This window comes from Stenotrophomonas sp. YJH_SMC_82 (assembly GCF_059368875.1).
In genome coordinates this window covers 797,702-824,689 of sequence record NZ_JCAFSE010000001.1, presented here as the reverse complement: position 1 = coordinate 824,689, position 26,988 = coordinate 797,702, and the positions used below count along the sequence as shown (strand labels likewise).

The following is a 26,988-nucleotide window of genomic DNA, read 5'->3' as shown; positions in this document are numbered from 1 at the left end:
GCCGGCACTACCGATGAAGCCCATGCCGCACGCCCACGACCACTGCAACCACCTGCCCGGCGAAGCCTGCTCCGCTGACCACGACAGCGCACCGCGGCTGGTGCCGCCACCGCTGTCGCTGTACGTGCACCTGCCGTGGTGCGTGCGCAAATGCCCGTACTGCGATTTCAATTCGCACCAGGCCAAGGGCGAGTTGCCGTTCGAGGCCTACATCGATGCACTGCTGCGCGACCTGGACCAGGACCTGCCGCTGGTCTGGGGCCGGGTGGTGCACAGCGTGTTCTTCGGCGGCGGCACGCCCAGCCTGTTCCCGCCGGAAGCGATCGACCGCTTCCTGCAGCAGGCCAGCGCGCGCCTGCGCTTTGCCCCCAACGCCGAAATCACCCTGGAAACCAACCCGGGCACCGCCGAGCATGGCCGTTTCGACCGCTACCGCGCGGCCGGCGTGAACCGCCTGAGCTTCGGCATCCAGAGTTTCGACGACGCCATGCTCAAGCGCCTGGGCCGCATCCACGACAGTGGCGAAGCCGAGCGCGCGGTGAAGATGGCGCAGGACGCGGGCTACGACAATTTCAACATCGACCTGATGTATGCGCTGCCGGAACAGACCCTGGCCGGCGCCGAGGCCGACCTGGAGCGTGCATTTGCACTGCAACCGGCGCACATCTCGCACTACCAGCTGACCCTGGAACCGAACACGGTGTTCTTCGCGCGGCCGCCGCAGGGCATTCCCGATGAAGACAACGCCTGGGACATGCAGGAACACTGCCAGGCATTGCTGGCACAGGCTGGTTTCGGCCAGTACGAGGTCAGCGCCTATGCGCGCCCCGGCCGGCAAAGCGCGCACAACCTGAACTACTGGCGTTTCGGCGATTACCTGGGCATCGGTGCCGGTGCGCACGGCAAGATCAGCTCGGGCGCCGAAGAACACGTGCTGCGCCGCTGGAAGCTGAAGCATCCGCAGGCCTACCTGGACAGCGCTGGCACGCCGGCCTCTTTCGGGGGTGACGATGTGATCGCAGCCGAGCGCCTGCCGTTCGAGTACATGCTCAACCTGCTGCGCCTGCACGAAGGGTTCGGCCTTCGCGATTTCGAGTCGCGCACCGGGCTGCCGCGCGGCGTGCTGGACGCTCCGTTGGCCGAGGCCGTCCAGCGCGGCTGGCTGGAGGTGGCGGAGGGTCATGTGCAACCGACCGAGCTGGGCCGCCGGTTCACCAACGATGTGGTGAGCCTGTTCCTGGAGGAATAAGCCTTCCGCCATACCGGGCAGTGACGGCCGCTGGCCGGCACTCTGGTAAAGACAGCGCTGCCGGCCAGCGGCAGGCACTACCGTTCATCCGTCGGCCCTGCCCGATGAACGTGAGACACGTTCAGCCTAAAGTAGCGCCGACTGCGGCCGACACGGTAGATTCACAGGATCGATCCGCGGGAATCCGGGTACCGCTCGCCGATGTCAGCTGTCTTTTCCATCACCTCTGCCGACAAAGCACGCCTGGCCGCCAGCGACCTGCCATCGCGGGTGCGTGAACTGCTGGGTGCGTTGATCGGCCTGTGCCGGCAAACGCTGGCCGCGCCCCTGATCCTGACCGTCGAAGCGCTGGAGCAGACGCTGCTGCACGACGCCGACCGTGCACGCAATCCGATGCAGCAGGCGGACCTGATGGCCCAGCGTGGCCAGCTGCACGCCTTCGCCGGCCATTTCGCCGACCGCATGCTCGATGCCGTGGCCGAAGCGCTGGCGGGCCTGCGCGAGCCGTCCACCGCCGCTGTGGCCCCTGCTTCGCCGCCGCTGCTACCGGGCACGCTCGGCCTGTCGCTGGTCGATGAGCACGAGGTGGATCGCGACCTGCTGCTGACCGAAATGATCCGGCGCGAGACCCTGCGTTCAACCAATACGTTGAACCTGCTGGGACAGCGCCTGGGCGTGCTCGCGGCGGCGCCGGCGTTCGAGGCCGACACCCTGCCACTGGCACCGCAGGCCCTGTGCGCGATGGTGCGCCGGATCGCCGAACAGGACGCCCTTGGCGTGGAGGTGCAGCTTGCGCTGTACCGCAGCTTCGAGCGGCAGGTGCTGGAACGCCTGGGCGATGTGCTGGACCGCGCCAATGCGCTGCTGGCCCAGCATGGCGTGCTGCCGGGCCTGGTCTACACCCCGTACCTGGCACGCTCGTCGAGCACCCGGCGGATCATCACCCAGTCGGTGGGCGGCGGCCGCACGACCCAGCCTGCCAAGCGTTCCGCCGCGCCGTTGACCGGCTGGAACGGCTCCGCTCCGGCCGGTTCCTGGTCGAACCTGGTGCAGGACGCATTCAACGACGCGGGTACGCCGGGCGCAGCCACCGCTGGCGTGACCACGTCCACCGGCAGTGCGCTGCATGAATTGCTGCAGCAGGCCCGCCATGCCACTGCCCCTCCTGCGGACACCGCTGCCGTGCCCAGTGCGGCCGTCGATGCGGTCCTCGCGCGGCTGCAGGCCCAGTCCAGCGCGGCCACCGGCGTCGCCGACCTGCAGGCTGCGGTGGTCGCCCAGCTGCGCAGCGAGCACGGCGCGCAGGCCCAGCTGGGCAGCCACGACCGCGACAACCTCGACCTGCTGCGCCTGCTGATGCAGCAGGTGCAGCAACAGCAGCGCCCCGACCCGGTGCCGGCCGCCCTGCTGGCGCGCCTGCAGGTACCACTGGCGCGTGCGGCGATGGCCGACCCCGGCTTCTTCGTGCGCGATGAACACCCTGCACGCGAACTGCTCAACCAGATTGCCGAAGTCGGCGCCAACTGGCTGGGCGACGATGACGTGGACCCCCAGCTGCTGCAGCGCATGGCGCAGAGCGTGCAGGGTCTGCTCGGCCAGGATGCACGCTCGCCCGAGGCCTTCGCCGCCGCCAACGAAGACGTACAGCAGCATCAGCGCGCGGCGGCCCATCGCGCCGAACTGGCCGAGCGCCGCCACGTCGAGGCCGCGCGTGGCAAGGAACGGCTGGAACTGGCGCGTCGCCAGGCCAATGCGCAGATCGACCAGTGCTGCGACACACAGGCGCCGCCGCGCTTCGTGCAGACCCTGCTGCGCCAGGCCTGGGCCGATGCACTCACCCTCACCCGCCTGCGCCATGGCGAAGATTCGCCGCAGTGGCAGGAACGCCTGCTACAGACCGAGCGCATCGCCGCGGTGACCGCGCAGGCCGTCGATGCCAACGGTGGCACCGATGCAGTGCTGGCCAACGAGGTGGAATCGGCGCTCGTGCAGGTCGGCTATCACGCCGAGGAAGCCGCCGCCGTTGCGCGCCGCCTGGCCACGCCAGGAGGCGAGGATGAAAGCACCTCGCGCACCGAGCTCAGTGCGCGCCTGAAGGCACGTGCACGACTGGGCGAACATGCTGCCAGCGGCAGCGCCGACGCCCCGCGCACGCCGCGCAGCAGCGCCGAAGAGGCGGCCTACCAGCAGCTCGTGACCCTGCCCTTTGGCAGCTGGTTCGACATCGACAACGGTGACGGCACCCTGCGCCGCCAGCGCCTGTCCTGGTACAGCCTGCTGACCGGCCACGCCCTGTTCGTCAATCCGCGCGGGCAGAAGATCGCCGATACCGACCTTGATACGCTGGCCCGGCAGCTCAGCGCCGGACGCGCGCAGCTGGTCACCGAAGACAAAGGGCGGCTGGTCGATCGCGCATGGCAGGCCAGCCTCGGTGCGCTGCGTGCGCTGGCCGGCGGCCGTTACAGGGAGGCGTCCGTTTGAACGTGCAACCGCCGCAGGACACCCGCCGCGCGCCGCGTCGCCAGGTCTCGGACCTGGTACCGGTCACCGACCAGATGCGCGAATGCGTGGTGGGCCGGCTCGGCAATGTCTCCGAGACTGGCATGTTGATGCTGGCCAGCACCCCGCTGCGCGAGGACGCGCTGTACCAGTTCCGCTTCCCGTTGCCGATCGGTGACGGCCGCCACGAGGCCATTGACGTGGGCGTGCACCTGCTGTGGAGCGAGCCGGCGCATGTGCCCGGCCAGAGCTGGACCGGCTTCCGCTTCCTCACCCTGTCACGCGAACATCGGCAGCTGCTGCGCCAGTGGATAGGCGAAGACAGCGACGAGGCACCGGTTTCGACGGCCTGAGTGCCGGTTCCAGCACAGCGGTTTTTCCCGGTATGCGGCAGAATCTAGGGCCGTTTTCCGTGTCGAGCCACCGCAATGATCCAGCAAGACCCCGGCGCCCTGTACCCCGACCACCTGGCCGTGCTGTGCCGACGTGCCGAACAGGCGTTGGCCCGCGGCGGCTTCGACCATCTGGTCGTGCCCAGCGGCACCCTGCACTACCAGGTGTTCGACGATCGCGACTACCCGTACGCGGTCAATCCGCAGTTCAAGGCCTGGCTGCCGCTGACCCGGGTGCCCAACAGCTGGATCGTGTTCACCCCGGGCAAGCGCCCGGCGGTGATTTTCCACCAGCCCTTCGATTACTGGCACGTGGTACCGGACGCACCGAGTGGCTGGTGGGTGGAGCACTTCGACATCCACATCATCCGCAAGCCCGAAGAGGCGCTGGCCCTGCTGCCGGCCGACCCGTCGCGCTGCGCGATCCTCGGCGAGCCGCAGAGCGCGCTGGGCAGCTACGTGCCGAACAACCCGGCACCGGTGGTGAACTACCTGGAATGGTACCGCGGCAGCAAGACGCCGTATGAGATCGCGCTGATGCGCCAGGCGCAGGTGCTGGGCGTGCGCGGCCACCGCGCCGCCGAAGCCGCGTTCCGCAACGGCGCCGACGAATTCAGCATCCACATGGCGTACTGCCAGGTAGTGGGCCAGGATGCCAACGAGCTGCCCTACGGCAACATCGTGGCGCTCAATGAACATGCCGCCGTGCTGCATTACACCGAGCTGGGCCGCAAGGCGCCGCAGCCGCTGCGCAGCTTCCTGATCGATGCAGGCGCCAGCGCGCACGGCTACGCCAGCGACATCACCCGTACCTACGCCGCGCAGGGCCACGACGAATTCGCTGCGATGATTGCTGCCGTCGACGCCGCCCAGCAGCAGATGTGCGCAGCGGTGCGCCCGGGCTTCGACTACAGGCAGCTGCACGTGGACGCACATCTTTCGCTGATGGGCGTGCTGAAGGACTTCGGCGTGATCAAGGTCTCGCCGCAGACCGCGCTGGAGACCGGCGTCAGCGCCGCGTTCTTCCCGCATGGCATCGGCCACCTGATCGGCCTGCAGGTCCACGACGTGGCCGGTTTCGCGGCCAGCGACGAGGGCGGCCGCATCGAGCGCCCGGCGGGCCACCCGTACCTGCGCCTGACCCGCGTACTGGAACCGGGCATGGTGGTGACCATTGAACCGGGCCTGTACTTCATCGACATGCTGTTGAACGAAGTGAAGGATGCCGGCCATGGTGATGCGATCAACTGGGACCGCGTGGATTTCTTCCGTCCGTATGGTGGCATCCGCATTGAAGACGAAGTGCTGTGCACCGAGGGCGAGGCGGACAACCTGACGCGGCCGGCGTTTGCGGCGGCCAACGGCTGAGCCCCTCGTGGTTGGGCGCTGATATCAGAGGCCGCGCTTGGCCGGGCGGGGTGGGTTTGCAGGACACGCCGTAAACCCATCCATGGGGGCTCGATGGCGCCATCCATGGCGCCAACGGTCCTGCAAACCCACCCCGCCCGTCCTTTGACAGTTTCCTGCTGCGTCCAACCACGGAAAAAGAAGAAAGAAAAGCAGAAGCGGGTCGCTCGCTGCGCTCGCTCCGTGTCGACCAAGGTCGACACCTACCAACCGCCGCGCGTGCCAATAACCGCGGTTGCCAACAGCCGCGTGAACCTGTCGAAGGCGGGGTACTGTGGGTTTGCGGGGTGTGAGCGGCATGGATGCCGCGACCAAGCCCCCATGGATGGGTTCACGGCGTCCCCGCACACCCACAGTGCCCCGCCATCCCACGGAATGCGCGCTGTTGCTGTTGCTGTTGCTGTTGCTGTTGCTCTTGCTGTTGCCTCTGCGGGTGCAGGGCTGCAAGCCCTGCAGAACACCCCTTACCCCGCCATCACCGCTTCAATCTCGTCGGCGCTGCGCGCCAGGCCTTCGGTCAGCACGCGATGACCGTCGTCGGTGATCAGCACATCATCCTCGGTACGGATGCCGATGCCGCGCCAGCGCGGTTCCACCGTCGTATCGTCCACGCCGATGTACAGCCCCGGCTCGATGGTGAATGCCATGCCCGGCTCCAGCAGCCGCGAATCGCCCGCCAGGCGGTAATCGCCCACATCGTGCACGTCCAGCCCGATCCAGTGCCCGGTCTTGTGCCGGTAGAAACGCTGGTACAGGCCTTCGGACAGGTTCTTTTCCAGCGTCCCCTTCAGCAGGCCCAGCCGCAGCAGGCCCTCGGTCAGGGTCTGCACCGCGGCCAGGTGACCGGCCTCGTACGGCACGCCCGGCCTGGCCTGGGCCAGCGCGGCGGCCTGCGCATCGCCGACCAGGTCGTGCAGTGCACGCTGCTCGGCGCTGAAGCGGCCATTCACCGGAAACGTGCGGGTGATGTCGCTGGCGTAGCCACGGTACTCGGCACCGGCGTCGATCAGCACCAGCTCGCCGTCGCGCGAACGCGCGTTGTTGTCCCGGTAATGCAGGATGCAACCGTTGCGGCCCGCACCGACGATGCTGCAATACGCCGGCACTGCATCGCTGGCGCGGAACACGCGTTCCAGCTCGGCCTGCAGCTCGTATTCGTGGATGCCGGCCCTGGCAGCCTTCATCGCCGCCAGATGCGCACGCACGCTGATCTGCGCGGCGTGGTGCATCAATGCAACTTCCGCACCGGACTTGAACAGGCGCTGCTCGTGCAGCAGATGGCCCAGTTCAAGGAATTCATGCGGCGGCTGCGCGCCGTGGCGCACCTGCGAACGCACGCGGTTGACCCAGCCGATCAGCTTCAGGTCGAAATCGGCGTCGCGACCGAAGTGGTAGTAGACGCGCGAACGGCCTTCCAACAGGCCCGGCAGGATGTCGTCCAGATCATCGATCGGGTACGCATCGTCCATGCCGTACTGCGCCACCGCGCCTTCCTGGCCGGCACGGCTGCCGTCCCAGGCTTCGCGCTCGGCATCACGTTCGCGGCAGAACAGGATGGCCTCGCCGTGGCGCCGGCCCGGGATCAGCACCAATACCGCCTCCGGCTCCGGGAAACCGCTCAGGTACTGGAAGTCCGAGTCCTGGCGGAACGGGTAATGGGTATCGAGGCTGCGCACCTTCTCGGCCGCGGCCGGCAGCACCAGGATTGCGTCCTCGCCGGCCATGTCCATCAGCTGGCGGCGCCGACGCTTGTATTCGCCGGCCGCGATGCCGGTGCGCTGCTTGATGTCCATCAGTTCAGGCGCTGCCGATGGCGCGAGGCCAGCACCACGTCACCGTGCAGCAGCAGTACCGCCACGCGGATGAACTCCTCGATCTCCGACAGGGCTTCGTCGTCATCATCGCCACCCGCTTCGAAATCCTCGCTGGAGGCGCGTGCCAGGCTGGCCATGTCGGTCAGCGCTTCTTCACCCTCTTCGGACAAGGTCGGGCGGCGGCCGCCGCTGCCCAGGCCGAAACCACCCAGGAACGAGCGGGTCCAGCTGAACATGGCATCGGCCTGCGCGGACACGTCGTCGCCGTCTGTCAGCAGCAGTTCGAAGGCGAAGTCGCGGTCTTCCAGCTGCTTGATGGTCGCCTGCAGCAGCTGCCCCAGCACGCTGTCGGCAGCCACCGGCGGCAGGTTGTCGTCGGCCAGCACCCGTGCCGGCCAGTCGTTGCCGGGGGCGCCACCGGCGGCCAGCCAGCCACACAGCGCACCGTGCAGCTCGGCAGCGGTAGCGCCCAGGCCCAGTTCCTGGCTGGCGCGGGTAACGTCGTCGACGGAGGGAAGTTCGGTCATCGTGCGGCTCGTTCGGAAAGGAAACCCGGGGCGCGCACGCGCGCGCCCGTGAGACCCCGTAGTGTAGCAACCCGGCGGCGTCCTCTCTGCGGCCGCCAGGCCTTGCTGCGACAACGCTTGACCGCCCTTGCCCGGCTTGCCTATCGTGCCCGCATGGAACCCGCCGATCCCCTTGCCCAGCTGCAGGACTTCGCCGCCCGCGTGGAAGCGTTGCTCGAACGCAACCAGCGCCTGGCCGAGGAGAACCGCAGCCTGCGCCACCAGCAGGAACAGCTGGTGGCCGAGCGTTCCACGCTGCTGGCCAAGAACGAGCAGGCACGCTCGCGGGTGGAAGCAATGATCAGCCGGCTCAAATCCCTGGAGCAGCACACATGAGCGCCGAACCGGTCAGTGTCCGCATCCTCGATCGTGAATACACGGTGGGTGTCGGCGGCGATGAACGCGACAGCCTGATGGCCGCCGCGCGCCTGCTCGATGCGCGCATGCGCGAAATCCGCGGCAGCAACCGCATGGCCGCCGTCGACCGCGTCGCCGTGCTGGCCGCACTGAACCTGGCCCACGAACTGCAGCTGCTGCGCGACGAGAACGCCCGCCAGGCCGTGGCCCTGCAGCAGACGCTGGCCGACCTGAACAGGCGCCTCGACCGCGCGATCGACGGCACCCCCTAGAAAAAGGGGACGGAGGGGATTAAGGCGCATTCGCCCCATCCGTGCCGGAAACGTCTTAATCCCCTCCGTCCCCTTTTCGCATATCTGAATTGGCACGGACTGTTGCCGACGAACGGCCTATCCAGATCCTGCACGCTGGCTATAATGGCCACGCGTTCTCTGCGGTACTCGACGGCATGTGCAAACATTCGCCTTGTCCCTTAAGAACGACACCGGGAGCGCGACAGCGCCGGGAGTGCAGGTCCGCCTTGTAGCGGGAAGCCCGATGGTTCTCCAGCGTTCCCACTTGAGCCCCCGGGTTCAAGGTCGTTTCGCATGCATCGACATTGCGGAGAATGCAATATTCCAGCAAGGGCGGCGTCTTCGGGCGTCGCCCTTGTTCTTTCCGGCACAATGGCGGCTGATTCTTGCCGCACGCTGCCATGACCGACCCGCGCCAGGCCCTGCGCCACGACCTGCGGCAACGCCGCCGCGACCTTTCCGCCGGTGAGCGCATTGCTGCCGCCGAATCCCTTGCCGATGCCCTGCTCGCCCTGCCGTTCGCCCCACGCGAAGGCGCCGTGGCCGGCTACTGGGCGCTGGATGGCGAAATCGCCCTGCACCGCTGGCAGCTGCAACTGCCCGAAGGCCTCACCTACTGCCTGCCGGTGCTGGCCGGCGAAGTGCTGCGCTTCGCGCCGTGGCGGCCGGGGCAGGCGCTGACCAGCAACCGCTACGGCATTCCCGAACCGGACGTAGCGCTGGACGATACGCTGGAACCGGCGCAGATGGCGCTGGTGGTGGCCCCGCTGGTGGGCTTCGACGCACAGTGCCGGCGGCTGGGCATGGGGGGCGGCTGGTATGATCGCAGCTTCGCCTTCCGCCAAGACCGGCCGGCGCCGCCCTGGCTGGTCGGTGCTGCGTTCGCGGTGCAGCAGGTCGAGTCCTTGCCGGTGGCGTCGTGGGACGTGCCGGTGGATGCGATCTGCACCGAAGACGGCACCCTGTTCCCCTCCGCTGCCCCCGTGAACGCATGACCGCCCGCAAGCGCTACTGGCTGATGAAGTCCGAACCGGACGCCTTCTCCATTGATGACCTGGCCAAGGTCAAGGTCGAACCCTGGAACGGGGTGCGCAACTACCAGGCGCGCAACTTCATGCGCGATGGCATGCAGGTGGGCGACGGCATCCTGTTCTACCACTCCAATACCAAGGTGCCGGGCATCGTCGGCCTGGCCACGGTGGCCAGCACCGCCTATCCGGACGACACCCAGTTCGATCCAAAATCCGACTACTACGACCCCAAGAGCACGCGCGAGAACCCGCGCTGGATGCTGGTGGACGTGGCCTTCGACCGCAAGCTGAAGCAGGTGATCGCGCTGGACGAGATCAAGCTGCACGCCGAGGAACTGGGCGAAGGCTTCCCGCTGGTTGCCAAGGGCAACCGCCTGTCGGTGTTCCCGGTGACCGCCGCGCAGTGGAAGCTGCTGCTGTCGCTGGAAAAGAAATCCTGATTCCCTGCCTGAGAGTTCTCCCATGTCCGAAGCCAAGCGCCTGGCCGCCGAGAAAGCCATCGAATACGTCGAAGACGGCATGATCGTCGGTGTCGGCACCGGTTCCACCGTGGCCTATTTCATCGATGCCCTGGCCCGCATCCAGCACCGCATCAAGGGCGCCGTGTCCAGCTCCGAGCAGAGCACCGCGCGCCTGAAGCAGCACGGCATCGAAGTGATCGAGCTGAACCACAGCGGCAACCTGTCGCTGTACGTGGACGGCGCCGATGAGTGCGATCCGAACAAGTGCCTGATCAAGGGCGGCGGCGCCGCACTGACCCGCGAGAAGATCATCGCCGAGGCCAGCGAGCGCTTCATCTGCATCGTCGACCCGAGCAAGCAGGTGCCGGTGCTGGGCAGGTTCCCGCTGCCGGTGGAAGTGATCCCGATGGCGCGCAGCCTGGTCGCCCGGCAGATCCGCGACATGACCGGCGGCCAGCCGACCTGGCGCGAAGGCGTGGTCACCGACAATGGCAACCAGATCCTGGACATCCACAACCTGCAGATCACCGATCCGGAAAAGCTGGAGCGCGAGCTCAACCAACTGCCGGGCGTGGTCTGCGTGGGCCTGTTCGCGCGCCGTCGCGCCGACGTGGTGATCGTCGGCGGCGAGCCGCCGGTCGTGCTCTGACCCTTCCGAAGGATCCTGACGATGTCGCTGTTGCGTTCGCTGCTGATGCTTCCGCTGCTGGCCCTGGCCGGCTGTGCCACCGACGCGGCCCGCCATTGGGTCGAGCTGGATGGCGCCCGCTACCAGGTGGAGCTGGCCACCAATGACGAAACCCGCGCGCGCGGGCTGATGTTCCGCGACCAGATGGCGGCCGACCACGGCATGCTGTTCATCCACGACCGCGAAGAAATGCAGGCGTACTGGATGAAGAACACCAGGATCGCGCTGGACATCCTGTACTTCGACAGCCAGCGCAGGCTGGTCAGCCAGCAGCGCGACGTACCGCCGTGCTCGGCCGGCGACATGTGCCCGCCCTACCCCAGCGGTGGCCCGGCGCGCTACGTGCTGGAACTCAACGCCGGCCAGGCCGAGAAGCTGCAGTTGAAGGACGGCACGGAGCTGAAATTCGGCCCGGGCATCGAAAAGTAAGGTACGGCCGGGCTGCGCCCGGCACCCGCAGTAGTGCCGGCCGCTGGCCGGCAACCCTGCAGGGGTCAGATCCCCTTCGCACGCGAAAGGGATCTGACCCCTGCATTTTTCACGCGGCACCGCTTGAAACGGCCTGCGAATGACGCCAGTCTGTGGCCATGCAGGACCGGATCACACTCCCCGACTGGGATGCACTGGCCGACCTCGAAGACGAGGCGCTGCCACTGTTGCCGACCGCGCTGCTGATCGCGCGCGATGAATACCCCGATCTGCAGCCGTCGACCTACGATGCGCTGATCCAGAGCCATGTCGACCACCTCCGCTCGGAAGTGGAGAGCATCGACAACAGTCCATTGAAGATGGCGGCGATCAACCGCCACCTGTTCGACGAGCTGGGCTACAGCGGCGACCACGACGAGTATTACGACCCGCGCAACAGCTACCTCAACCAGGTATTCGAGCGCCGGCTGGGCAACCCGATCTCGCTGGCGCTGGTGCAGATGGAAGTCGCGCGGCGGCTGGGCATTCCGCTCGACGGCGTGTCCTTCCCCGGCCACTTCCTGGTGCGCCTGCCGGTGGACGACGGCGTGCTGGTGATGGACCCGTTCAATGGTGGTCGCCCGCTGGACGTGGACGAACTGCGCGAACGCGCCAAGTCACACCTGGGCGGGCAGATGCCCGACGACCAGGTGCTGGCGCAGATTCTGGACCCGGCGCCGGCGCGCGCGATCCTGATGCGCATGCTGCGCAACCTGCACGGCGTGTATGCCGAGGCCGGCGAATGGGACCGCGCCGCGCGCAGTGCCGACCGCCTGCTGAAGCTCGCCCCGGAGCAGGACGATGCGCTGCGTGACCGCGGCCTGGCCTACCTGCAACTGGAGTACCTGGCCGGTGCCCGCCACGATCTGGGGCAGTACCTGAAGCGCAACCCGGAAGCCAGTGATGCGCAGTGGCTGCGCGAGAAGCTGATCGACCTCGGCGGACCGATGCCGCGGCTGCATTGAGGGTGCCGGGGTGTGGACCAACAGTCCACACCTACCCTCATCAATCGACCTCGACCATCTCGAAATCGGCCTTGGTGACCCCGCAGTCCGGGCAGGTCCAGGTCTCCGGAATGTCCTCCCAGCGCGTCCCCGGCGCGATGCCCTCCTCCGGCAGGCCCTCCGCTTCGTTGTACAGGAAGCCGCAGACCACGCACATCCAGGTGCGCAAGGTGGTGGGGGTGGCATCGCTCATCGGATAATCAGGGCTGGATTCACGGGCCGCCATTGTCCCATCGCGGTCCACTCACCGGTAGCCATCGATGACTTCTGCTTCCCCGGCGCCCCGCGGCGTCTACCTGATCACCCCGGACGAGCCCGATACCGCATGCCTGCTGGCCCGTACCGCGCCGCTGCTGGCCGCTGGCGCCACCTGGCTGCAGTACCGCAACAAGACCGCCAGTGACGCGCTGCGGCGGGAGCAGGCCACCGCCCTGCAGGCGCTGTGCGCGGAACACGGCGTGCCGCTGATCGTCAACGACGACCCGGCGCTGGCCAAAGCCGTTGGCGCGGCGGGGGTGCACCTGGGCGGCACCGACGGTGACATCCCCAGCGCACGCGCCCTGCTCGGTGCCGAGGCCATCATCGGCGCCTCCTGCTACGACCAGCTTGCCAATGCAGAGAAGGCCGTGGCCGCCGGCGCCAGCTACGTGGCCTTCGGCGCGTTCTTCCCGACCACGACCAAGGTCACCAGCAGCCGCGCGCATACCGACCTGCTGCGGCAAAGCGCCGCACTGGGCGTGCCGCGGGTGGCGATCGGCGGCCTGACGCCGGACAATGTCGGTCCCATCATCGACGCCGGCGCCGATCTGGTCGCCGTGGTCAGCAGCGTGTTCGCCGCCGAAGACCCGGTCGCGACCCAGCGCGCCTACCTCGCCCAGTTCGCGTAACGCCCAGGAAAGCCCCATGAACCACGACCAGTCCCACGCCCTGTTCTCCCGCGCCCAGCAACTGCTGCCGGGCGGCGTCAATTCGCCGGTACGCGCGTTCAAATCGGTCGGTGGCGAACCGTTCTTCGTCGAGCGCGCCGACGGCGCCTACCTGTACGACGTCGACGGCAACCGCTACATCGACTACGTCGGTTCCTGGGGCCCGATGATCGTCGGCCACAACCACCCGGCCGTGCGCCAAGCGGTGAAGAAGGCGATCGACAACGGCCTGTCCTTCGGCGCGCCGTGCGCAGCCGAAGTGACCATGGCCGAGACCATCACCCGCCTGGTGCCGTCGTGCGAGATGGTGCGCATGGTCAACTCCGGCACCGAGGCCACGCTGTCGGCGATCCGCCTGGCGCGTGGTGCGACCGGCCGCAACCGCATCGTGAAGTTCGAAGGCTGCTATCACGGCCATGGCGACTCGTTCCTGGTCAAGGCCGGCAGCGGCATGCTGACCCTGGGCGTGCCGACCTCGCCGGGCGTCCCGGCCGGGCTGAGCGAACTGACCCTGACCCTGCCCTACAACGATTTCGAAGCGGCCACTGCGCTGTTCGCGCAGCAGGGTGACGACATTGCCGGCCTGATCATCGAGCCGGTGGTCGGCAACGCCAACTGCATCCCGCCGCGCGAGGGCTACCTGCAGCACCTGCGCGAACTGTGCACGAAGCATGGCGCGCTGCTGATCTTCGACGAGGTGATGACCGGCTTCCGCGTCGCCCTCGGCGGCGCACAGGCGCACTACGGCATCACCCCGGACCTGACCACCTTCGGCAAGATCATTGGCGGCGGCATGCCGGTCGGGGCCTACGGCGGCCGCCGCGAGCTGATGCAGCAGATCGCCCCGGCCGGCCCGATCTACCAGGCAGGTACGCTGAGCGGCAACCCGGTGGCGATGGCCGCCGGTCTGGCGATGCTGGAACTGATCCAGCAGCCGGGCTTCCACGCCGACCTGGCCGAGCGCACCGCGCGCCTGTGTGCCGGCCTGGAAGCGGCCGCCGCCGAAGCCGGCGTGGCCGTGACCACCACCCGCGTGGGCGCGATGTTCGGGCTGTTCTTCACCAGCGAGAAGGTGGAGACCTATGCGCAGGCCACTGCCTGTGACATCCCGGCGTTCAACCGCTTCTTCCATGCGATGCTGGACCAGGGCGTGTTCCTGGCGCCGTCGGCGTACGAAGCCGGTTTCCTGTCCAGCGCGCACGACGATGCGGTGATCGAGGCCACCCTCGCCGCTGCACGCGTGGCGTTCAAGGCCACCAAGGGCTGATCGCAAAAAGGGGACGGAGGGGATTAAGTCGTTTGTGCACAAACGACTTAATCCCCTCCGTCCCCTTTTTTTCTAACCGAAGAGGAACTTGCCCTTCATCATCGCGAAGTGGCCGGGGAACGAACAGAAGAAGGTGTAGTCGCCACCTTTCTGCAGGCCCTGGGTAGAGAAACGCACGCGCGTGGTCTCGCCGCCGCCGATCACCTTGGTGTGCGCCAGCACGCGCTTGTCGGTCTTCGGCAGGTAGCTGTCAGCCAGGGTCATGCGCATGCCCGCCATCGCCACCGGCTGGTAATCAGCGCTGCGGGTCAGCACCCAGTTGTGGCCCATCGCGGTGACCGCCAGCTTGCCGGTATGGCGCAGGGTCAGGTCCACGGCGGTGCAATCAGCGGCAACCTTGATCTCGCGGCTGCTGAAGCTCATCTGGTCGGTGCTGTCGATGCTCACCGCACACACCCGCGCCATCGCCGACGGCGCCAGCATCAGCGCACCCAGTCCCACTGCCACCCTCCAAGCCTTCATCATTGCATCTCCTGCGGATTCAAGCGCCATTCTAGGCAGCCCCCTGCGGCGCCGTCTGCGACCGTCTGTCGCATGCCAGCTCCAGGGTTTCCCGCGCACTCATCGCAATGGCATGCTCAGCCGATGCGGATCGACCTGTTGCTGCTGGATGTGGATGGCGTGCTGGTGCAGTACCAGCGCGGGCAACGCGTGCTGCATCTGGCCCGGACACTGCAGGTTCCGACGCACGCCGTACAGGCCGCGCTGTACGACAGCGGGCTGGAAGCAGCGCATGACAATGGCACGCTGGATGGCCCGGCCTATCTGGCGCAGCTGGGAGAGCTTCTGGGCACGACTGTCGATGTGGCTGCATGGACCGCGGCGCGACGGGCCGCCAGCCATCCTCAGGCGGCCGTGTTGCAACGATTGCAGGCCCTGCAACTGCCAATCGCGGTGCTGACCAACAACGGCGCGCTGATGCAGCAGGCATTGCCCACCCTGCTGCCGGAACTGTTTCCTGCCCTGCAGGCGCGCGTGTTCTGCAGTGCGGATTTCGGCCTGCGCAAACCTGCGCCGGCGGTGTTTCTGCGCACGCTGGAAGCGCTGGGCGTGGCACCTTCGCGCACGCTGTTCGTCGATGACCTGTTCGCCAATGTGCGTGGCGCGCGCGCTGCCGGCCTGCACGCGGAAACCGTGCGTGATGGCCGGGGATTGGGCAAGGTGTTGAAGCGCTACCGGATTGCGTGAACCACTGTAGAGCCGAGCCCATGCTCGGCTGCTGTGGCCTGGCATCGCGATGAACCGAGCATGGGCTCGGCTCTACGGGCATTCCTCAGCAACGGGGTCAGAGCCCTCTCCGCAGGAGAGGGGTCCGACCCCGGCATGATGGCCTCAGCGCGCGGCGATGAACGCGGCAATCGCCGCGCGCAGGCGCTTCAGGCCTTCGGCCACTTCTTCGTCGGTGATGTTCAGCGACGGCACGAAGCGCAGCACGTCCGGGCCGGCCTGCAGGGTCAGCAGGCCCTGCTCGGCGGCGTGGTCGAGGATCGCACCGGCCTGGCCGGCGAAGTCCTTGCTCAGCACCGCGCCCAGCATCAGGCCACGACCACGCACGTCGCTGAACACACCGAACTCGTCGTTGATGCGGGCGAAGCCATCGCGCAGCGCCTTGGACTGGCGACTGACGTTGGCGGCGATCTCCGCCGAGGCCAGCTTGCGCAGCGCCACGCGGGCCACCGCAGCAGCCAGCGGGTTGCCACCAAAGGTGGTGCCGTGCGCGCCGAACTGCATGGTCTCGGCCACCTTCGGGCCGGCCAGCATCGCGCCGATCGGGAAGCCGCCACCGAGTGCCTTGGCCAGGGTAACCATGTCCGGCACCACGTCGTCCTGCCAGTGCGCGAACAGCGTGCCGGTGCGGCCCATGCCGGCCTGGATCTCGTCCAGCACCAGCAGTGCGTTGTGCTGGTCGCACAGTTCGCGCACGCGCTTGAGGAAACCGGACTTGGCCGGCATCACGCCGCCCTCGCCCTGGATCGGCTCCAGCATCACCGCCGCCACGTCGCCGGCGGCCATCGCGGTTTCCAGCTGTACTTCATCGTTGAAATCGATGTAGCGGAAGCCGCCGGGCAGCGGCTCGTAGCCTTCCTGGTACTTCGGCTGGGCAGTGGCGGTCACCGCGCCCAGGGTGCGGCCGTGGAAACTGCCACGGAAGGTGATGATCACCCGCTTGTCGGCCGGGCGGCCCTGGCTGGAGGCCCACTTGCGGACCATCTTGATCGCCACTTCGTTGGCTTCGGCGCCGGAGTTGCACAGGAACACGCGCTCGGCGAAGCGGCTGGCCTTCACCAGCTCCTCGGCCAGGTGCAGCGGCGGCGCACTGTAGAACACGTTGCTGGTGTGCCAGAGCTTGCCGGCCTGCTCGACCAGTGCGGCCACCAGGTCCGGATCGTTGTGGCCCAGCCCGCACACGGCGATGCCGGCAGCCAGGTCGATGAACTCACGGCCCTGGCTGTCCCACACGCGGGCGCCCTGGCCTCGCTCCAGTACCACCTGGCGGGGCTTGTAGACCGGCAGGTAATAGTGCGAAAGGGAGATCAGCGGATCGGTAGCGGCGGTCATGGCAGTCGGCAGGGTTCAGGAATCCCCATTCTCGCGCCGGAACCCCTGCGGCACAATGCGCCCATGCGACCGTTTTCTGCCCCCCAGCTGAACCCCGCCACCGAGACCGGCTGGCGCCGCCGGTGGTTCGACATCATCTACCGCCACGACTCGCGGCCCTCGCGCAATTTCGACCTGATCCTGGTGGTGGCGATCGTCGCCAGCATCCTGGTGGTGATGATCGACAGCGTGCAGCACCTGCATGCCGAATGGTCCACCGGCCTGTACATCCTGGAATGGGCCTTCACGATCATCTTCACCGCCGAGTACCTGCTGCGGCTGGCCGTGGTCAAGCGCCCGCTGCGTTACGCGGTGAGCATCTGGGGCATCATCGACCTGCTGTCGATCCTGCCCGCCTACCTGTCGATGTTCATTCCTGGCGCGCAGAGCCTGCTGGTGGTACGCGCGCTGCGCATCCTGCGCGTGTTCCGCATCCTCAAGCTGACCCGCTACATCGAGGAAAGCGGCGTGCTGATGACGTCGCTGTGGCGCAGCAGGCGCAAGGTGCTGGTGTTCCTGTTCACGGTGATCACCATCACCATCATCGCCGGCGCGCTGATGTACGTGATCGAGGGCCCCGAACACGGCTTCACCAACATCCCGGCCAGCATGTACTGGGCGGTGGTGACCATGGCCACGGTCGGCTTCGGCGACATCGTGCCGCAAACCGTGCTTGGCCGCTTCGTCACGTCGGTGCTGATCCTGATCGGCTACAGCATCATCGCCGTGCCCACCGGCATCTACACCGCGGAGCTGGCCAGCACCATGCGTGAAGCCGAGCTGGCCGCGCGCCGCGATGCGCGTGGCTGCCCGCACTGCGGGCTGGAAGGCCACGAGCCGGATGCACGGCATTGCCGCAAGTGCGGGGGTGAACTACCGGATGCATTCAGCCATTGAGGCACATGCCGGCCAGCGGCCGGCACTACCAAACCCGCAGGGTGCGTGCCGGGCGTGACCCGGCACTACCCTCGGTAGCTCCACGCCATGCGTGGATCCTCCTCAACGCATGCGGTTGCTGGTGGTCACCAGGTCGTTGTAGGCATCCAGGATCGTCGACTGCGCGCCCTCAGGATCGGTGGTGAGCCAGCTGCCCGACGCCTTGCGCTCGGCGGCCAACGCATCGGCGGTGATCGGCTTGCCCTGCTCCAGACGCTCGACACCGCGACCGGCGGTACGCACCAGCTTGTCGGCCGAACGCTGCACATGACCCCACATCGGGTCGTCCTTGCCGACACCACTGTTCTGGATTTCCGTCACCAGCGCCTGATAGTCGGCCAGCTGGCCGCGCAACGCCGCAACGTCCGGTGCGTCGCTCTGGAACGCCATCGCCAGCTGCTTGCCATCGCCGACAAGGCGCAGGTGGTAATAGGCCAGCGAGCGGCCTTCGCTTTCCTCGATCTGCTTCAGCTGGGCGGCGCGGCGATCGTTCTCGTTCTTTTCCAGCGCAGCATCCATCGCTTCGCTGGCCTTGAAGAAATCAGCATAGGCCTGCATCAGCGGGGTATGCTGGCTGCGCATCCCTTCGCCACCATCGCGACGATAGTCCTCGCGGGTGAAGTACCCATCGGCACGCTCGATCAGGGTGTTCAGTGCCTGGAATGCCCGCTGGTACTGTCGCGCTGGTGCATCCAGCGGCGTGGCAGGGGTCTTTGCCAGCGCATCGGTCAGCGGCTGGCCGCAATGGTCGACCCGGTGCGACAACAGCTTGCCGGGTGAACGCGGCTGCGCTTCCTTGCCGGTCGGGCCGGCCTCGGGATCCTTCATCCAGCCCGTATAGGTCTGGAAACCCTCGCGGATGGGCTGTTCGACGCCGTTGTAACACTCGATGTAGGCGTTCACCTTCCCCAGCCCGGGGTCGGCGACCGCCAGCCCCGCCGGGTTGTTGCAGCCGGCCAGCGCGCCAAGCAGGAGAACGGGAATCAGGCGTGTGGATGCGTTCAAATCAGTTCCTTGCACCAGTGAAAACTGCAGGCATCTTCATGCATGGCGCGGGCGCGCGCTCCAGCACCTCGGGAAGGTGCTGGCATTCGGGGCTGCGGGGCGCGTCATGTCGCAATCATCCTGCTCGATCGCGACAAAAATAACGTTGAGCTTCGCTACTGGCGGTTGCTCTGGAAAACCAGCGCGTTGTATTCCTGCATCAGCTTGTTGGCGGAGCCACGCGGCGCCATCGAGGGCGAATCCAGCATGCGTCGTTCGAAATCGCTGTAAGGCTTTTTCTCGCTGACGCGCTGCAGCCGCTCCTTGCCTTCGCGACGGAAGTTCTCGGCTTCACGCTCGAAGCTGTTCCAGTCCAGCTTGCCCGGCTCCTGATCAGCCACCTTCGCATGCGCTTCGTCGGAAATGCGGTTGAACGCATCCAGGCGCTCGCGCGCCTTGGCCTGATCGAAGTCATCCTCACTCATCAGATCCATGATGGCCTTGGCTTCCAGCATCATTGCCAGACGGTAGTACTCGCGCGTGCGTCCCTCGGCCTGTTCCAATACCTTGAGCTGCTCGCGCTGGGCGGCGTCGTTCTGGCGCTCCAGCTCGGCGTTGAACGTTTCGCTGGCAGTCACGAACTCCTTGAAGGCGGCCATCAAGGGCGCGTGCAGCTGCTTTCCCTTGGCGAACTGGTCGTCTTCGTAGTCCTGGCGATCGTAATAGTCGTGCGCGTCCTTGCTGAGCGGCACCAGTGCCTTCAGCGCCTGCTGGTAATGGCCAGCAGCGGCATCGAGCTCAGCCAGCGCCGGCTTGGCAGCCATCGCCTCGGTCACGGGGCCATCGCACTGCTTCATGTCGTAATCGCTGATCTCGAACGGACCGTACACCTGGGTCTCGCGCCCGCTCGGGCCGGCCTCGACGTCCTTGATCCAGCGCGTATAGGACTCGATGCTGCCGTGGGTCTTCGAATCAAGCGTGTTGAAGCAGCCGATGTAGGCGTTGAGCTTGGCGGTCAACTGCTGCTGTGCGTCGGACGGCGCCGCGCTGGCGTCGGGCGTGCTGGAAGGGCCGGCGTCGCCAGTGGTTGCGGGTGCCTTGCCGCCGCAGGCAGCCAGGACAATCGACAGCGAAGCGGCCAGCGCCGCGACGGAAAGAGTGCGTGACATGGGTTCACGTCCTTGTTGAAAACGATTACAGCCGCGCATTCTAGCGCAGCAGGCCGAAGGTCGCAGCCCTCGGCCTCTGCCGGCGACGCGCGATCACTCCAGGAACAGATCCGGCAACAACGGACGCGATGGATCCACCGCATAGCCGGACAGATCGGTGATACCCGCCTGTGCCAGCACGTCATCGTCGATCAGGAACTGGCCGTGGAAACCCGCCGCCTCGCGCACCAGCACCGCGTGCGCAGCATCGGCCATGATCTGCGGCGTGCGGCAGCCGGCCGCATCGACGCCCGGAATCATGTTGATCGCATCGGTGGCGATCACCGTGCGCGGCCACAGCGCGTTCACCGCCACACCCTGCGGGCCGAATTCCGCGGCCAGGCCGAGCGTGACGAAGCTCATGCCCATCTTCGCCAGCGTGTAGCCGGTATGCGCGCCCCACCACTTCGGTTCCAGGCTCGGCGGCGGCGCGAGAGTGAGGATGTGCGGGTTCGGCGCCTGCAGCAGGTACGGCAGGCAGGCCTGCGCGCACAGGAAGCTGCCGCGCGAATTGACCTGCTGCATCAGGTCGAAGCGCTTCATCGGCGTATCCAGCGTGCCACGCAGCCAGATCGCGCTGGCATTGTTGACCAGGATGTCGATGCCACCGAAGGTGTCGACCGTGGCCGCAACCGCCGCATGCACCTGCTCTTCCTCGCGGATGTCGCACTTCAGGGCCAGGCCCTGCCCGCCTGCCGCCGTCACCGCTTCGGCCGCGGTATGGATGGTGCCCGGCAGCTTCGGATTCGGCACCGACGACTTGGCCGCAATGGCCACGTTGGCGCCGTCGCGCGCAGCGCGCAGTGCGATGGCCAGGCCGATGCCACGCGAGGCACCGGTGATGAAAAGCGTTTTGCCCTGCAGACTGCCCACGTCCCACACTCCAGCGTATGCAATGAGCCGCTAGTATGCCGCGCCGACGTGGAGTTCACCCGGCCTTGACGATACTTGGGCCTCCAGACAACGCACGAGGTCCACGCCATGCGCCGTTCCCGCCTGTTGCTGCCTGCCCTGGGGCTTGCCCTGCTGACCGCCTGCCAGGGCCGTTCGCCGGAACCGGGCAAGGAGCCACCTGCCGGTGACACGCCCAGCGCGGAGAAGGCCGCCGCCGACGGCAAGCTGCGCTGGAGCGAGGCCGTGGTGTGGGATGGCGACCTCAACGCCTGCCGCCAGGGCGAGAACGCCGCCACGCGTGATTGCCTGCGCGATGCGATGCGCGCCGGCGGCGCCAGCGCCGATGCGATCACCGCCGCCGAACAGCTGTCCACCGGGGGCGAGCTGGCCTACGTGACGGCCTGGCACGAGAACGAAGGCCTGGGCATTGCGACGGTCGAGTATCCGTTCCGCGCCAACACCAACGAGGGCACCCGCCTGGTCGACGCCACCGGCAAGCGCATCGATGTGGATGCCGTGCAGCTGGACGACACCCTGCGTGCCGACCCCGCCGTGCAGGCCCTGCTGAAGGACCACCCGCAGGCCACGCCGTTCGCACCGGCGCAGTCGGCCGGGGCCACGCCGCTGGAGAACGGCGGCGTCCGCCTGCTGTACCGCACGCCGCTGCGCGACTGCCACGCCTGCCCGGATGTGGGCCAGCTGCAGATCGCCTACGACTTCGATGCCAAGCGCAACTTCATTGGCCAGCAGGTGGTGCCGGCGACGCCGTAAGGTCACCCGCCTCTGTAGAGCCGAGCCATGCTCGGCTCTACATTTCCATTCCTGGTACAGCACTTCCACGCCATCACCACGGGCAAGACGTCTCACCTGATCCAACGTATCCACCGCCATGACGGAGTACGTGACCTCCACACCGGAGTGCAGGCGTCCTTCGGCAGTGTCCTCATCAGTCTCTACTGATATCAGCTTGCGGATTCCGGCGCATCGATAGAGGGACGGTCTACCGTCTTCACCCATCAGGCGGCCGCTCGGATCCTCATACCCGCGAGCAAGCGCGTTTGCATTCTCAAGAGCGCGCTCGCCGTTATCGGCACTGATCAGGTACACGTTCTCATGCACCAGGAACGAGTCCTGCCCTTGGCTCTCGTAATAGAGGATGGCGTGTGTGCAGTCCCACATGCATTACCTCAACAGCACTCTGGTCAATCAACCTCATCGACCTTTGATATGCGCGATATGAAAGGCGCCCTCAGTTCGCCCACGCAGGCACCGTTCACTGCCCCCCCGCGCAATACATCCCCTGGACCATGACAAAGTACAGGCCTGGCTCGATGCCACGCACGGAGTCCTCGTACTCCGCGCCACTCAGATCGACCGCGGTACATCCCCTATGAAGTCGATTCTGCGTAGCGTATCGGCGGAGGGGCCGAGGGCATCACTGCTCCCACCCTCATGGAGCAGGTAGCCGAACGCAGCAACGTGCCCGCCATCATAGCCGCCCGAGTTCGCAAGAAGCGCCTGCAGCGGTGTCCGGCAGGACTGCACATCATTGGGCGACCCACTCATTCCTTGGCAGATGCCTGGATGCTTGTCTCTGGCAAAGGCGGGAACCAGACCCGTCCCACCCGCTGCCAGCAGCAGGGATATACCAAGTGCTCTATTCAAACCGTTGCACGTCGACCACTTTCCGTTGTGATGGGCAGACCCCTTTGACAGCCATCAGCCACCGACGGATTGATGACCATATGACCCTTCAGAGCTGAGCCGACTCTCGATCACCGATCTGACATAGGCAGCCCTCGCTGTGCCAGACCCGGAGTACTCAGCCAGGAGCTCCATCGCCTCAGACCTCATCTCAGCGCCGCCAGTGGCCACGAACACAGAAAATGCTGGCTCCAGGTAGCCAGCTGCCTCACAGATGAACCGCTTGCGTTCATCAAGCGGGAAATCGATGGCGTAGTCCGCCCACTCGATGTAGCGCTTCCAGAACGCTGGCGCCGCGCGCTGCTGATCCTGCTGATCCTCCATCCGCATCAGCAGGGATAGCTGATCAGCGCACGCGTCCACAACGTCCCCAGGCAAGTCCAATGCGGCGACGCGCCCGGGATCAACGGCCTGCCAACAGAACACCATGAAGTCGGCGACGAACGCCGCATCGCTTCGTTCAAGCATCAAGCGCTGATACATCGCAAGCGCTTCCGCGACATCCACTGGCTCTTCGAGGCTGGCATTCCGCACATTGCCCTTGTCGTCACCAGAATCCTTCTTCGCCACCTCATGCATAGCAGACCAAGCTCTCGATCTGCGGAGATATCAGCTCGGCACCGTCCCAGCGGATGATCTCCAGCTCCAGCAGACGGCCACTTGCGTCCGCATGAAGAATCGGCGTGAGTTCAGCACCATCTGCGTCCTGCATCTGCAGCTCGACGGGATATGCGTGCTGCCCTTGATACGGCGGACGCTCATATCCAGAAATGACGAATCCCACCCGAGCTCCACCCAGACTGGTTTCCACAGCGCTTGCGGAAGCCAGGTCGGCTTGAAGCTGCGAAGCAGAGGCCGCAGGCAGACAGACTGCCACAGCTTCAATCAGCGCTCTTTCAACGCTGGAAACGGTACGCATTGGGTTGCTCATTTCGTTCTGTTGCCAGCTTCCAAACTCAGCGACGCCATCTACCCCTCAAGGCATCAACAGAATACGACAACAGCGGCCTAGCTAGGCCATGCCCGACGAGGCCGACTGCGGAACACGCATGTCGGCATTGGCCCGACTACACGGCCGAGCGATCGCCGAAAACGCTGTGCCTTACATTACGCTGCAAAGATCACTGCAGAGTGGCCAGTAGCGCTATTCGCGTGTGCCACCGCCAATTGCGACATTTTGATGCGCCGTCGTCAGTACTTTTGCGCAAGTGCGTCTTCCCGCGTCGCGTGAGGCCTGGGGGTCGCATGCAACAATAGCGCCACGCTCTCGAATCACGCGTTCTCTTTGCAATGTTCAATTGGAATTCGAGGCGAAGACGTAACCACCATGGCGCGCCACCGATAACGGGTGGCCGGGCGTCCAAACCCGAGATGAAGTTCGCGCTAGTTGTTTACGCTTGCCCGCCGGTATCACCAATACGTGGTGCCGGCGGGCAATCCGTTGGCCTCTATGGCGGGCGGTGCGTGGGGGCTTTCGGGCCCGCCGGTCAATGGCGCTACTTCATCCCGGTTTGGAACCCGCACCGTCCGCCACCTCGCTCTGCGCGGTGGCGCTGCCCAGCATTGCCACGGAAGCCATCGCCATGAATGAATCCGACGCGTTCTCCTCGTACGTTGCCACCGCCACCAATGACGGCACTCAACGTCCAGACCTCAGTACCTTCTTCGGTATCCTCAAATACCTCCGCGCTGGCGAGGCCGCCGACGGCCATCCATGGTCGGAGCACGACCTCTCTCCTGGCCGTGGCATCAGTCTGGCGCGCACCGAGCGCGCGCTGGTTGGGCTGCAGACCGTGTTGGAAATGCTGCACGCCGCCGAGCGCTGCCGCGTGGCGGCGCAGCCGGAGCAACACCTCGACGAGGGCGTTGTTGAAGGCATGTTCCTGGCCTGCCGCGGCTTGGCGGAATGGGCCTGCCATGAGATCCGGCCGGAGTGATGGCCCGGTCGAGCCGGGCTATGCCCGGCCGTACGGACACTATTCGCGATCTGCCGGGGGATCGCAAACCTGGCCGACTTGGGCAGTCGGCAAGATTCCACCGGAGTAGACGATGATGCAGTCGTCGTACTCTGCGCAAAAACCGCGCATGTCTGTGAGCGTCCGCAATCGCTCCGTCTTGAACTCCGCAAATCGTCCACCCAGCACCTGTGCGGGTACGACACCATCACCCACAATGATCTGCTGTGAGCGCTCAAATGTGGCCTAGATACGATAATGCCACTCTTCAATCTACGGCTCCCGCTGGCCCGCAACCTTGGAGAAAAATATGGCTGAGCCATACTTGTCTACAGACATCAAGCTCGCTGAGCCCTGTAATCAGTCGCGCCGAAGCGATCTCGTACAGGGCTTGCTCCATGCCCGGACCTTTGAAGGTGTAGCACTGATGCAGCAAGTGGATGTACGGCGTCGTTTCCACTGAGTGCGGCGGCCACCCACCCGCCAGGGCCGGTGGTAGGGCATGTAGCACGACTAAATCTCAGCCAGCAGCACCTTCCACTGAAGTACCTGCTCGAGTTGGACAAGGATACCTTGAGCCGGGTTCGCTCGCGTCTACCCCGGCCCTAGCATCACCAAATGTCTGCGACGTGGATAGCTTATCAACCTGTGCTTCGAGTTTCTCTCAGGTTGCAGACCAACGACTGGCAATTCCGACGCAGCTGTTCATAGCATCCCTCCATCACTCCAATGCCTTTTATTAAAGAACGAGACATACAAATCTACTGATCAGTCAATCGGCAACTGAGGCTTATCCCCGGGCAGTTCCTGCAGCCAGTAGTGTCGACCAATCACTTCAAGCTGCCCCAGCCCTCCATTTCCGGACCCTGCCCCCGGGGAATACAATCCCGCAACTGTCACCGTAGAATCAGCGCGCACCAGCCGCTTGAAACGCTTCTTCTCCGGCAAAGGAATTGCAAGAGCCACCCCCCCCTTCCCACCGGTATAAATGTACGCATCCCTGGAGGGGAACAAATAGGGCAATCCACCTATGTAAGCAACGTACCCCGAAACTTCGACGTACACGGAATCGCGACGATTCCGAAGGTCCTGAAATAGCAGCGTGCAGACACGAATAGGCTTGCCATCGCCGTCAACTTCTGAAACCGCGTAGCATTTGGCATGGTTCTCACGCACCTCAGCCATAGCACCACATGAAACAAGCAAGAGAAGGAAGGCGACCCCCCGTTCAATGATCACTGTAATAGGCCTCATTCAGGTACGATTTTCCACCGGACTCCAGATAGCTACTTGCCTTCCACTCCACCACCCTACCATTTGACAATGAAACAATGACGCTTTGATCGAACTTTCCATTATGGACCCATCCATTAGCCTTCCTATACTGACCAATGACATAGTTCAGGTCATTTCTACTGAACAGATTCGTACCCGGATGCGAGTGAACATACCCAGCAGTTATTGAATAGGGACTTGGCCCAGACGAAAAATCAGGATCAACCGAGTTCCGCAGGCCGTCACTGGTAGCGCTACCGATAACAATGCCATCCTTGCCATAGAACATTCTGGACGCTATTTCGGCGTCGAATCTATCTGCGATTCTACGAACGCGCTCGTGCCACGCTCTCCCGTCAGCCCCAGCCGTCTTGAACTCCTTCCCCCGTATTGAGCCTATTGCGCTATTGGCAGCCGCGGTCGCTGCTTTTCCCACAACCTGAGCTTGCTGTTCTGATCGCTCACTCCGCTCCCCATTGACCATTACCGCTCCACCACTGGCTCCCTGCTCCAGAGCACACGTTGTGTCCTTTCCGCACGCGCGACGTCCGTCGGGATCAATGAATTTATACGGGCCACTACTGGCATACCAGTATCGATTGAATGCCGAAAGCGGGCTGCCATATGCAGTTATCGGATCTACAGACTGGAATCGACCCATCTCAGGATCATAGTACCGCTGCTGCATGTACGTCAGACCCGTCGCCGAGTCCGACACATGCCCGGTGAACCCAGGCCGATCGCCCTTCGCGCCACCTACAACCGCACCATAGGGCTCATACACCGTGCGCTCGATGATCGCGCCGTTGGCATCAGAGACGGCGACCGGGGACCCCAGTGCGTCGGTATGCACATACTGGACGATCTCCTGCGCCGAGGCACTCACCGTCCCCAGCAACATTCCCGACAGGACAGCGACACCAACCAGAATCTTCTTGATCTTCATTTTCAG

General features: G+C 65.6%; 29 protein-coding genes and 1 other RNA gene. 18 read left to right on the top strand and 12 right to left on the bottom strand.

Translation table 11 applies throughout. From position 1 onward, the window contains the following. The first annotated feature begins 22 nt into the window (after positions 1 to 22). From hemW to pepQ, 4 genes are all read left to right on the top strand, one after another. Complete coding sequence (gene hemW, locus AC5P53_RS03720; RefSeq protein ID WP_014648283.1) at positions 23 to 1,249, top strand: radical SAM family heme chaperone HemW; 1,227 nt, start codon at positions 23 to 25, stop codon at positions 1,247 to 1,249. Between the two features lie 201 nt (positions 1,250 to 1,450). Next, positions 1,451 to 3,730, top strand: a complete 2,280-nt coding sequence (locus AC5P53_RS03715) for a DUF1631 family protein (protein WP_197606811.1) — start codon at positions 1,451 to 1,453, stop codon at positions 3,728 to 3,730. After that, positions 3,727 to 4,101, top strand: coding sequence for a PilZ domain-containing protein (locus AC5P53_RS03710; RefSeq protein WP_014648285.1), 375 nt, complete (start codon positions 3,727 to 3,729; stop codon positions 4,099 to 4,101). Before AC5P53_RS03715 ends, AC5P53_RS03710 begins: the two co-directional genes overlap by 4 nt. A gap of 75 nt (positions 4,102 to 4,176) precedes the next feature. Continuing rightward, positions 4,177 to 5,508 (top strand): Xaa-Pro dipeptidase, encoded by a 1,332-nt coding sequence (gene pepQ / locus AC5P53_RS03705; protein WP_241887082.1) that lies wholly within the window; start codon positions 4,177 to 4,179, stop codon positions 5,506 to 5,508. Between the two features lie 503 nt (positions 5,509 to 6,011). Here pepQ and AC5P53_RS03700 read toward each other — a convergent pair. Continuing rightward, positions 6,012 to 7,334, bottom strand: coding sequence for an aminopeptidase P N-terminal domain-containing protein (locus AC5P53_RS03700; RefSeq protein WP_087786593.1), 1,323 nt, complete (start codon positions 7,332 to 7,334; stop codon positions 6,012 to 6,014). A gap of 5 nt (positions 7,335 to 7,339) precedes the next feature. Continuing rightward, complete coding sequence (locus AC5P53_RS03695) at positions 7,340 to 7,888, bottom strand: YecA/YgfB family protein (protein WP_014648288.1); 549 nt, start codon at positions 7,886 to 7,888, stop codon at positions 7,340 to 7,342. 153 nt (positions 7,889 to 8,041) lie between these two features. Between AC5P53_RS03695 and AC5P53_RS03690 the strand changes: the two genes are divergently transcribed. The 8 genes from AC5P53_RS03690 (at position 8,042) to AC5P53_RS03655 (ending at position 12,190) form a co-directional block, all read left to right on the top strand. Beyond that, on the top strand, positions 8,042 to 8,263 hold the full coding sequence (locus AC5P53_RS03690) for a TIGR02449 family protein (RefSeq protein WP_005410898.1): 222 nt from the start codon (positions 8,042 to 8,044) through the stop codon (positions 8,261 to 8,263). Continuing rightward, complete coding sequence (locus tag AC5P53_RS03685) at positions 8,260 to 8,556, top strand: cell division protein ZapA (protein WP_005410899.1); 297 nt, start codon at positions 8,260 to 8,262, stop codon at positions 8,554 to 8,556. Before AC5P53_RS03690 ends, AC5P53_RS03685 begins: the two co-directional genes overlap by 4 nt. Positions 8,557 to 8,709: 153 nt before the next feature. Continuing rightward, positions 8,710 to 8,895, top strand: a non-coding RNA gene (gene ssrS, locus AC5P53_RS03680) — 6S RNA. 83 nt (positions 8,896 to 8,978) lie between these two features. Continuing rightward, positions 8,979 to 9,572, top strand: a complete 594-nt coding sequence (locus tag AC5P53_RS03675) for a 5-formyltetrahydrofolate cyclo-ligase (protein WP_164077189.1) — start codon at positions 8,979 to 8,981, stop codon at positions 9,570 to 9,572. After that, complete coding sequence (locus AC5P53_RS03670; protein WP_014648290.1) at positions 9,569 to 10,048, top strand: EVE domain-containing protein; 480 nt, start codon at positions 9,569 to 9,571, stop codon at positions 10,046 to 10,048. Before AC5P53_RS03675 ends, AC5P53_RS03670 begins: the two co-directional genes overlap by 4 nt. Before the next feature lie 22 nt (positions 10,049 to 10,070). Further along, positions 10,071 to 10,718, top strand: coding sequence for a ribose-5-phosphate isomerase RpiA (gene rpiA / locus AC5P53_RS03665; protein ID WP_014648291.1), 648 nt, complete (start codon positions 10,071 to 10,073; stop codon positions 10,716 to 10,718). 21 nt (positions 10,719 to 10,739) lie between these two features. Next, complete coding sequence (locus AC5P53_RS03660) at positions 10,740 to 11,186, top strand: DUF192 domain-containing protein (RefSeq protein ID WP_014648292.1); 447 nt, start codon at positions 10,740 to 10,742, stop codon at positions 11,184 to 11,186. 158 nt (positions 11,187 to 11,344) lie between these two features. After that, positions 11,345 to 12,190: a SirB1 family protein gene (locus AC5P53_RS03655; protein ID WP_024957828.1), complete on the top strand. Its 846-nt coding sequence runs from the start codon at positions 11,345 to 11,347 to the stop codon at positions 12,188 to 12,190. A gap of 40 nt (positions 12,191 to 12,230) precedes the next feature. On the opposite strand, the gene AC5P53_RS03650 is transcribed toward AC5P53_RS03655, so the two are convergent. Beyond that, positions 12,231 to 12,455 (bottom strand): rubredoxin, encoded by a 225-nt coding sequence (locus AC5P53_RS03650; protein ID WP_075076014.1) that lies wholly within the window; start codon positions 12,453 to 12,455, stop codon positions 12,231 to 12,233. Between the two features lie 34 nt (positions 12,456 to 12,489). Between AC5P53_RS03650 and thiE the strand changes: the two genes are divergently transcribed. Then, on the top strand, positions 12,490 to 13,116 hold the full coding sequence (gene thiE, locus AC5P53_RS03645; RefSeq protein ID WP_032956049.1) for a thiamine phosphate synthase: 627 nt from the start codon (positions 12,490 to 12,492) through the stop codon (positions 13,114 to 13,116). 16 nt (positions 13,117 to 13,132) lie between these two features. Then, positions 13,133 to 14,422, top strand: coding sequence for a glutamate-1-semialdehyde 2,1-aminomutase (hemL, locus tag AC5P53_RS03640; protein ID WP_049407023.1), 1,290 nt, complete (start codon positions 13,133 to 13,135; stop codon positions 14,420 to 14,422). Positions 14,423 to 14,494: 72 nt separating this feature from the next. On the opposite strand, the gene azu is transcribed toward hemL, so the two are convergent. Then, a complete protein-coding gene (gene azu, locus AC5P53_RS03635; protein WP_049440596.1) occupies positions 14,495 to 14,944 on the bottom strand; it encodes an azurin in 450 nt (149 codons plus the stop codon). A gap of 123 nt (positions 14,945 to 15,067) precedes the next feature. Between azu and AC5P53_RS03630 the strand changes: the two genes are divergently transcribed. Then, complete coding sequence (locus AC5P53_RS03630; RefSeq protein WP_014648298.1) at positions 15,068 to 15,670, top strand: HAD-IA family hydrolase; 603 nt, start codon at positions 15,068 to 15,070, stop codon at positions 15,668 to 15,670. A 144-nt stretch (positions 15,671 to 15,814) separates the two neighbouring features. Here the strand turns inward: AC5P53_RS03630 and AC5P53_RS03625 are convergent, their stop codons facing one another. Beyond that, positions 15,815 to 17,041: an acetylornithine transaminase gene (locus AC5P53_RS03625; RefSeq protein WP_049440495.1), complete on the bottom strand. Its 1,227-nt coding sequence runs from the start codon at positions 17,039 to 17,041 to the stop codon at positions 15,815 to 15,817. Positions 17,042 to 17,104: 63 nt separating this feature from the next. Here AC5P53_RS03625 and AC5P53_RS03620 point away from each other — a divergent pair, with 63 nt between their 5' ends. Beyond that, positions 17,105 to 17,977: an ion transporter gene (locus tag AC5P53_RS03620; protein ID WP_014648300.1), complete on the top strand. Its 873-nt coding sequence runs from the start codon at positions 17,105 to 17,107 to the stop codon at positions 17,975 to 17,977. A 102-nt stretch (positions 17,978 to 18,079) separates the two neighbouring features. Here AC5P53_RS03620 and AC5P53_RS03615 read toward each other — a convergent pair whose 3' ends face one another. From AC5P53_RS03615 to AC5P53_RS03605, 3 genes are all read right to left on the bottom strand, one after another. After that, positions 18,080 to 19,021 carry a YiiG family protein gene (locus AC5P53_RS03615; RefSeq protein WP_046432346.1) on the bottom strand — a complete coding sequence of 314 codons (942 nt, stop codon included), beginning with the start codon at positions 19,019 to 19,021 and terminating at the stop codon, positions 18,080 to 18,082. Positions 19,022 to 19,176: 155 nt separating this feature from the next. After that, positions 19,177 to 20,169, bottom strand: coding sequence for a YiiG family protein (locus tag AC5P53_RS03610; protein WP_241887083.1), 993 nt, complete (start codon positions 20,167 to 20,169; stop codon positions 19,177 to 19,179). A gap of 93 nt (positions 20,170 to 20,262) precedes the next feature. Further along, positions 20,263 to 21,081, bottom strand: coding sequence for an SDR family oxidoreductase (locus AC5P53_RS03605; RefSeq protein ID WP_014648303.1), 819 nt, complete (start codon positions 21,079 to 21,081; stop codon positions 20,263 to 20,265). Positions 21,082 to 21,189: 108 nt separating this feature from the next. Between AC5P53_RS03605 and AC5P53_RS03600 the strand changes: the two genes are divergently transcribed. Continuing rightward, positions 21,190 to 21,873 (top strand): hypothetical protein, encoded by a 684-nt coding sequence (locus AC5P53_RS03600; RefSeq protein ID WP_032956036.1) that lies wholly within the window; start codon positions 21,190 to 21,192, stop codon positions 21,871 to 21,873. Between the two features lie 948 nt (positions 21,874 to 22,821). Here AC5P53_RS03600 and AC5P53_RS03595 read toward each other — a convergent pair. Together AC5P53_RS03595 and AC5P53_RS03590 are read right to left on the bottom strand one after the other, a co-directional pair. Further along, positions 22,822 to 23,376 (bottom strand): hypothetical protein, encoded by a 555-nt coding sequence (locus AC5P53_RS03595; protein ID WP_288496533.1) that lies wholly within the window; start codon positions 23,374 to 23,376, stop codon positions 22,822 to 22,824. Between the two features lies 1 nt (position 23,377). Then, positions 23,378 to 23,725 (bottom strand): DUF6984 family protein, encoded by a 348-nt coding sequence (locus tag AC5P53_RS03590; RefSeq protein ID WP_241887085.1) that lies wholly within the window; start codon positions 23,723 to 23,725, stop codon positions 23,378 to 23,380. A gap of 664 nt (positions 23,726 to 24,389) precedes the next feature. On the opposite strand from AC5P53_RS03590, the gene AC5P53_RS03585 reads away from it, so the two are divergent. Beyond that, positions 24,390 to 24,743: a hypothetical protein gene (locus tag AC5P53_RS03585; RefSeq protein WP_241887086.1), complete on the top strand. Its 354-nt coding sequence runs from the start codon at positions 24,390 to 24,392 to the stop codon at positions 24,741 to 24,743. Positions 24,744 to 25,529: 786 nt separating this feature from the next. On the opposite strand, the gene AC5P53_RS03580 is transcribed toward AC5P53_RS03585, so the two are convergent. Both AC5P53_RS03580 and AC5P53_RS03575 read right to left on the bottom strand, forming a co-directional pair. Continuing rightward, positions 25,530 to 25,946, bottom strand: a complete 417-nt coding sequence (locus tag AC5P53_RS03580) for a hypothetical protein (protein ID WP_241887087.1) — start codon at positions 25,944 to 25,946, stop codon at positions 25,530 to 25,532. Positions 25,947 to 25,989: 43 nt separating this feature from the next. Next, positions 25,990 to 26,982 (bottom strand): RHS repeat-associated core domain-containing protein, encoded by a 993-nt coding sequence (locus AC5P53_RS03575; protein ID WP_495227118.1) that lies wholly within the window; start codon positions 26,980 to 26,982, stop codon positions 25,990 to 25,992. Positions 26,983 to 26,988 lie beyond the last annotated feature (6 nt).